Source organism: Candidatus Magnetaquicoccus inordinatus (assembly GCF_004217665.1).
In the GTDB taxonomy this organism is placed as follows: Bacteria; Pseudomonadota; Magnetococcia; order Magnetococcales; family Magnetaquicoccaceae; genus Magnetaquicoccus; species Magnetaquicoccus inordinatus.
Genome location: NZ_RXIU01000224.1, coordinates 1 through 5847, shown reverse-complemented (window position 1 = coordinate 5847; position 5847 = coordinate 1). Strand labels below are relative to the sequence as shown.

Annotated in this window: 6 protein-coding genes; 1 reads left to right on the top strand and 5 read right to left on the bottom strand. The window is 52.3% G+C overall.

The genetic code is table 11. The annotated features are described in order from the left end of the window. Positions 1–155 precede the first annotated feature (155 nt). From EJP87_RS13370 to fliQ, 4 genes are all read right to left on the bottom strand, one after another. Positions 156–1088 (bottom strand): sulfite exporter TauE/SafE family protein, encoded by a 933-nt coding sequence (locus EJP87_RS13370; RefSeq protein WP_130472370.1) that lies wholly within the window; start codon positions 1086–1088, stop codon positions 156–158. Positions 1089–1432: 344 nt separating this feature from the next. Then, complete coding sequence (gene flhB / locus EJP87_RS13365; RefSeq protein ID WP_130472369.1) at positions 1433–2515, bottom strand: flagellar biosynthesis protein FlhB; 1083 nt, start codon at positions 2513–2515, stop codon at positions 1433–1435. Between the two features lie 11 nt (positions 2516–2526). Further along, positions 2527–3318, bottom strand: a complete 792-nt coding sequence (gene fliR / locus EJP87_RS13360; protein ID WP_130472368.1) for a flagellar biosynthetic protein FliR — start codon at positions 3316–3318, stop codon at positions 2527–2529. A gap of 20 nt (positions 3319–3338) precedes the next feature. Beyond that, positions 3339–3608 carry a flagellar biosynthesis protein FliQ gene (gene fliQ / locus EJP87_RS13355; protein ID WP_130472367.1) on the bottom strand — a complete coding sequence of 90 codons (270 nt, stop codon included), beginning with the start codon at positions 3606–3608 and terminating at the stop codon, positions 3339–3341. Positions 3609–3918: 310 nt separating this feature from the next. Between fliQ and EJP87_RS13350 the strand changes: the two genes are divergently transcribed. Beyond that, positions 3919–4458: a hypothetical protein gene (locus EJP87_RS13350; RefSeq protein WP_130472366.1), complete on the top strand. Its 540-nt coding sequence runs from the start codon at positions 3919–3921 to the stop codon at positions 4456–4458. 88 nt (positions 4459–4546) lie between these two features. On the opposite strand, the gene EJP87_RS13345 is transcribed toward EJP87_RS13350, so the two are convergent. Beyond that, a complete protein-coding gene (locus EJP87_RS13345; RefSeq protein ID WP_130472365.1) occupies positions 4547–5374 on the bottom strand; it encodes a flagellin N-terminal helical domain-containing protein in 828 nt (275 codons plus the stop codon). Positions 5375–5847 lie beyond the last annotated feature (473 nt).

Here is a 5847-nt window from a genome sequence, read left to right as displayed (position 1 = left end):
TCAGGGTGGGTCCTGTTTCCAGAGTACCGCCTCTGCGAGCCCAATGCTCGATTATTGAAATGTAGACGCAGGCTGGGTGCCGTGCGGGACGTGGCTTACCGTTCTGCTCCTCCCTGCTGAAACTCTAAAGTCCAGTAGGGTATAATGAATACTCTTTATGCAGTTATGTAACGAATCGCCAAAAAACACAACAGAGATCCGAGAAGCGACTGTAATATTTTTTGTGGTATATGCTTCTGGCAGCGTGCGCCCAAATACATGCCGCCTATGCCGCCCAGACCAAAAAGTGTACCCAGCATCCAGTCCGGTGCGGTGGAGAGGCCAGGGGGAGCGGGTAACAGGCTGTAGACCAGCACCCCTGCTACCGAAGTAAACAGGGTGCCCGCCAAAGCGGCACCGGCTATGGCATGGATCGGCAGGCGAAAGACCGCCACACAAAAAGGAGCAATAATCGCGCCTCCACCAATACCATACATGCCGCCAATCACCCCCACCACAAGTGCCAACAAAAACATGTGCAGGGTGTTAAAGCGCATGATCTCGTCGTTATAGACAAATGCAATCTCGCGCATAGATGAGTGGCAGGTGGGTAAAACTGTTTTGGCGGGAGTTGCGGGAAGGGGGGATGGCGTGTTTTTAATAGTTTGCATGGATTGAGCTGTTGTCTGCTTTTTTCCTGGCCACAAGGGAAGGAGCAGGCGAATGCCCAGATAGAGCAGCACGCAGCCTACAAACAGCTTGAATGCTGCAGGATCGGGCAGATAGACAATGCGCAGATGATAGCCAAAGAGCACTCCTGGCAGGGTTCCGGCAACAATAATCCCGGTCAACGGCCAGACCATGCGCTTTTCCCGGATATAGCTCCATACCCCTCCTGGAATGGCAATCAGATTAAAAACCAGATTGGTGGCGCTGACCGCAGGAGAGGTAAAGCCAAGCACACTCATCTGAAAAGGCAGCAGCAGAAAAGCTCCGGAAATGCCCACCATGGAACTAAAAAAGGAGACCATAAAGGCAACGATGAGTGGCAAACCAAACCAGGTCTCTACCCCAGAAATGGGAAAATAGATGATTGTCCACTCCGGCATTTTCCCCTCCATATAATGGACAATAATAAAGTTGAACCCTTTCTTCTTCTGCAGCAGAGCCACCAGTAATGATGCAGGTATGCTTTGTGGATTCTCGCGCAAGCTGCGGGGAGAAGCGGGCAGGGCGTTTTGTGTCTGGAAAAAAGAGGATACAGCAATATCTATGAGGATCCACTCTCTGCTGCTCTGGCTGAAGTGCTGTTGTGCCAAAGCAGGTTGTGCTTGTGTCTGCTGCAAAAACAAGGCAACAGCCTGAAAAACAGTTGCAGACCCTCTCTGCCCAGCTTTTGCAGAAGGCGAGGATCTTCTTGCAGAGTGTCTGATTGTTCTGTCAAACGCACAATTTAAGCAGAACGGCGCAGAGTATGGTGGCGCAGACTGTAAACATAGGCCAACACCTCAGCAACTGCCTTAAACAGCTCTTGCGGAATGGGATGGCCCAACTCAACCTCTTTGTAGAGCATTTGTGCCAAAGGAGGGTTTTCCACAATGGGAACCCCTTTTTCTTGAGCAATGGCACGAATGCGGGCGGCAATCTCCCCACGTCCTTTGGCGGTGACAACCGGCGCACGCATCTCGCCCTGCTTGTACAGCAGAGCTGTTGCAAAATGGGTGGGGTTGGTGATTACTACATCCGCTTTTGGCACCTCTTCCATCATGCGTCGCCGAGCCAACTCGCGTTGGATCTGGCGAATCCGTCCTTTGATCAACGGGTCACCCTCCATCTGCTTCTGCTCATCCTTGATCTCCTGTTTGGTCATCCGCAACCCCTCGGTATAATGAAAACGCTGATAACCATAATCAAAAAGGGCAATGGCCAGAAAGATGCCGGTCACAACCCGCATGATAGCCATGGTCTCTTCGCCAAGAGAGTGCACAAAACCTTCCACCGATCCGGCAGTCAGTTGCAGCAGTTTATGGATGTCCTCTTCCAACACCCAGTAGACCGCGTAAGAGATGATGACAATTTTGAGCGTGGATTTCAGCAGCTCCACCAGCGAACGGGTGGAGAACATGCGTGCCAGACCGCTGATGGGATTGATTTTGGAAAAACTGGGGATGACCGGTTCCCAGGAGAGCAAAAAACCGTGTTGTATGGCCGATGCGCCAATACCCAGCAGCAGAAAACCAATAAAAAAAGGGGCCAGTTCAATCAAGACCGTAGCAATGGTATCTTCCAGCAGTTTGACCAAACCAGGAGCAGTCATATCCTCCTGCAAGGCTCCCCCAAAGAAAAAGCGCATGTGTTGCTGCATATCCACCCATAACTGCTTGCCCTGGAAGAAAAAAAGCAAGGTGGCGGCAAGAAACACAAAGGCGGTAGAGACCTCGCGGGAGTTAACTACTTGTCCCTTTTCGCGGGCGTCGGAGAGCCTTTTGCCGGTAGGGTCTTCGGTTTTGGAATCTTTGTCGGTCTCTTCGGCCATGGCAGACTCCGTCAGCGCATCAGCAGGAAGGTGGTAGCAATGGCTTGATTCATCGCTTTCATTAATACTTCACCGGCCAAGGTCAGGTAGAGGCCCAACACCATCAGGCCGACGATTTGCGCCACCGGCATGGAGAGGAAAAAGACCTGGATCTGTGGGGAGGCTTTATTGATCAAGCCCATGCCCAGATAGAGCATTTTGGTAAAGGCGACGATGGGAGCAGCGAGCAGCAAGGCCAATTGGAACATGCCCAGCAGTGCGTGCAGAGCGCCATCAAGCAGGGTGTTGGCGGCGGGCAAAGCGTGGCCGAGGGGCAGGGCATGAAAAGAGCGCACAAAGCCATCGAGAATCAGATGATGGCCGTCCAGGGAGAGAAACAGCATCAAGCCGGTAAGGTAGAGCAGATTGCTTAAGACCCCTTCCTGGAGGCCGGAAGTGGGATCCATGACCATGGCCATGGAGAGTCCCATTTGAAAACCCATCAAGCTGCCAGCCACCTGGGTGGCAAAAAGGATCCAGTGGATCATCATGCCAATAATGGCGCCGATAGCCAATTCAGTGAGTGCGGCTTGGAAGAGAAAGCGTAAGTTGCCTTCGCCCTCATGGTTCCACGGGCCGACCAGTGGGTAGATAACGAAGGTCAACAAGATGATCAGCATCGCTTTGCTGCGGCTGGGTCCGGCGGTACGCGAGAAGAAGGGGGCGGTCAGGAAGAGTCCTGAGATGCGGATCATCACCAGCATCATCCGTTCCACCTCCCCGATGCGGAAGCCCAAAAAATCCATTAAGGCCAACGGATCCATCTTTCACTCCGCCAATCTGGTCAGCGCAAAATCGCTGGAATGGCAAAAAAGAGGCGATTAAAATAGTCCATCAAGGTTTGGATCATCCACGGCAACGTCAGGATCAAGGCCAAAAAGGTGGCAAGAATTTTTGGGATAAAGGTCAGGGTCATCTCCTGGATTTGGGTGACCGATTGAAACAGGGAGATCAGAATACCGACAATCAGGGCGGTCAGCAGCATGGGTGCCGAGATCAGCAGGGCCACTTGCACGGCATCGGTGACCAATTCAATGACAGTTTCTACCGGCATGCGCGAGACTCCTTTGTCTCCTGAGAGAGCATATCCCAGGGCAATATCTCTGGGGAGTGCATTAAACCACACTCCATTTTAACGCAACTGCGTGAAGAGTTCACCGGAAAAGCTGCAGCAAAGAAAAAAAAGGCGGCTGGAGAAAACGGTTATGTTTTGCCGACAATCTGCCGATCTATTAGCTCAGGAGAGGTTTACTTTGTACTGTGCAGTCGCTACTCTATAATGGTTGTGGTGGCTAACGGGGTCTATAGACCAGGAGGAAGAGATGGGGCAATCGACTCGTAAGTTATGGAAAAACAGGGCAATAATGGTTCTAAGTCTCTGTGCTGTCTCCTTGCTGGCAGCTCCGGCGCATGCGCGTTTGGCCAATTGGTATCCAGAGACGCAGGCCGAACAGCTCGAACAGATGGATACGCTCAATGTGCAGTTGCAGGATTTGGATTCTCTGCGCGAGAACCAACTGGCGGATCGCAGTCGGGCCGAGGAGGTCATGGCCGATCTCTTGGATCAGTTGCAAATTGCTGACGAAGATTTGAAAAACTATCGTAAACCGTTGGCCGAGGCCAGCGAACGCTATCGTCGGATCCAATCCGTTGGGGTAACCGATCCTTTGGTCAATCTGGAAGGAGAGCGGCAGCTCTATCTGCAGATCAAGAACGAACGGGAAGCGGGAATCAGTGATCGGCAAGAGCGCATCAACTGGTTGAACCAACAAATTCGTAAAGCAGCGCAAAACCTTACCGATGCCAGACAACGGATGACCGTTACTTTAAGTCAGATCGATCGTTTGTGGAAACATCGTGAAATTATCAGCAAATTGGTCTTTGTACGGGTAGTCAACGACTAGACTGTCTGGAATCTAGACTCTATTGAGGGGCGACCGGATCTGTTTTCGGTCGCCCTTTGCATGTGTAGTGTCTGAGTGGAGCTGCAGATTATTGCAGCAGGCGCATGGTCAGTTGCGCTTCCTGATTGGCTTGAATCGGAACCGCATGATCTCCCTGTTCGGCGATGGCAGCGCGGGCGATTTGTGCATTTTCGGCAGCAATCTCTGGTGCCGAGAGCTGCAAGGCCAGCTCATCGGTTTCAGAGCGCAACTGTTGCAAATGGGCCAAGGCGGTGATAAAGCGGGTTTGCAAGCCATCCAACTCCTGTCGCAATTTGTTGACTTTGCTTAGATCTTGTTCGATACGTTGCCAGTGAGCGCTGGCGATGGCCATTTCACCCGCCTGTGCCTGTTGTTGCACCACTTTTCCCAAATCCTGCTGCAGATCCAAGGCCATCTGGGCCACATTGTCGATAGTGATGGGTAAAAGTTGATTGCTGTTTTCTCCGGCTGGATAGAGTTGGCGTTGTACCTCGCCGGTCAGCAGTACCTGTTGGTTATAGTGGGTCTTTTGGGCAATGCTCCAGATATCTTCGGTCAGTTTGAGCTGCTCAGTAAAGCGTTCGCTGAACTGGCGTGCCAAACTGCCGTGTTCGGGCTGACTTAACGAGCGCATGCGAAACAGGGCGGCCAGTGTGGCGTCCAGGGCCTCATCGGCCACCTGAGTGAGGGAGATGGCATCGTTGGCATCGCGCAGCAGTTGGTTTTTTTTGCGCACTTCGGTCATTTGTGGCAGAGAGGAGAAGTGGCCAAAAAAATCTTCATGCGCAACAGCCAACTCATGATCAGCACTCTGTTCCCGGTGCGGCAGAGCGCTACTGGAGTGATTGCTGAAACGCCCGTCGTGTGAGGCGATCTGTTTGATGGGTAGGGACATGAATATTCCTTGGTGTCTCTCTCGGAATGGTCTTTATTCTATCGTAGCACACTAAAAAGAGCTTTTGCTACACCCATTTTCACAGGGCAAGCGCATTTGCCAATTATCCTCACTGTCGCCACCAGCGAAACTGTGCATGTCGGGCGTCCGCCCTCCCAAATCTTGCCACCAGCGAAACTGTGCATGTCGGGCGTCCGCCCTCCCAAAGAGTGCCCCTTCGGGGCACCAATCGGTGCGGTGTGCGCGAATGCTTAAGCATTCGCTTTTGTGAAACGCCGCACATTACCAGCAGGGCTTTGCCCCATAAGCGTTAACCTATTTACTGTAAGCTAGATTCTGTGCTATGCTTCGGTCACTATGACTAAGCCAATCGCACTGACGGATGAAAACTGGGACTTCGTTCTCTCTATGTTTCCCACTGGTTGGGAATCGCTCGCCTGGGCAACGAAGGCGGTTCAGCATTTCAGGGGGGG

Bases quoted from the DNA above. Each gene is read 5' to 3' on its own strand.
- EJP87_RS13345 (WP_130472365.1), bottom strand. From the start codon at position 5,374: ATGTCCCTACCCATCAAACAGATCGCCTCACACGACGGGCGTTTCAGC.
- fliQ (WP_130472367.1), bottom strand. From the start codon at position 3,608: ATGCCGGTAGAAACTGTCATTGAATTGGTCACCGATGCCGTGCAAGTG.
- fliR (WP_130472368.1), bottom strand. From the start codon at position 3,318: ATGGATCCGTTGGCCTTAATGGATTTTTTGGGCTTCCGCATCGGGGAG.
- EJP87_RS13350 (WP_130472366.1), top strand. From the start codon at position 3,919: ATGGTTCTAAGTCTCTGTGCTGTCTCCTTGCTGGCAGCTCCGGCGCAT.
- EJP87_RS13370 (WP_130472370.1), bottom strand. From the start codon at position 1,088: ATGCCGGAGTGGACAATCATCTATTTTCCCATTTCTGGGGTAGAGACC.
- flhB (WP_130472369.1), bottom strand. From the start codon at position 2,515: ATGGCCGAAGAGACCGACAAAGATTCCAAAACCGAAGACCCTACCGGC.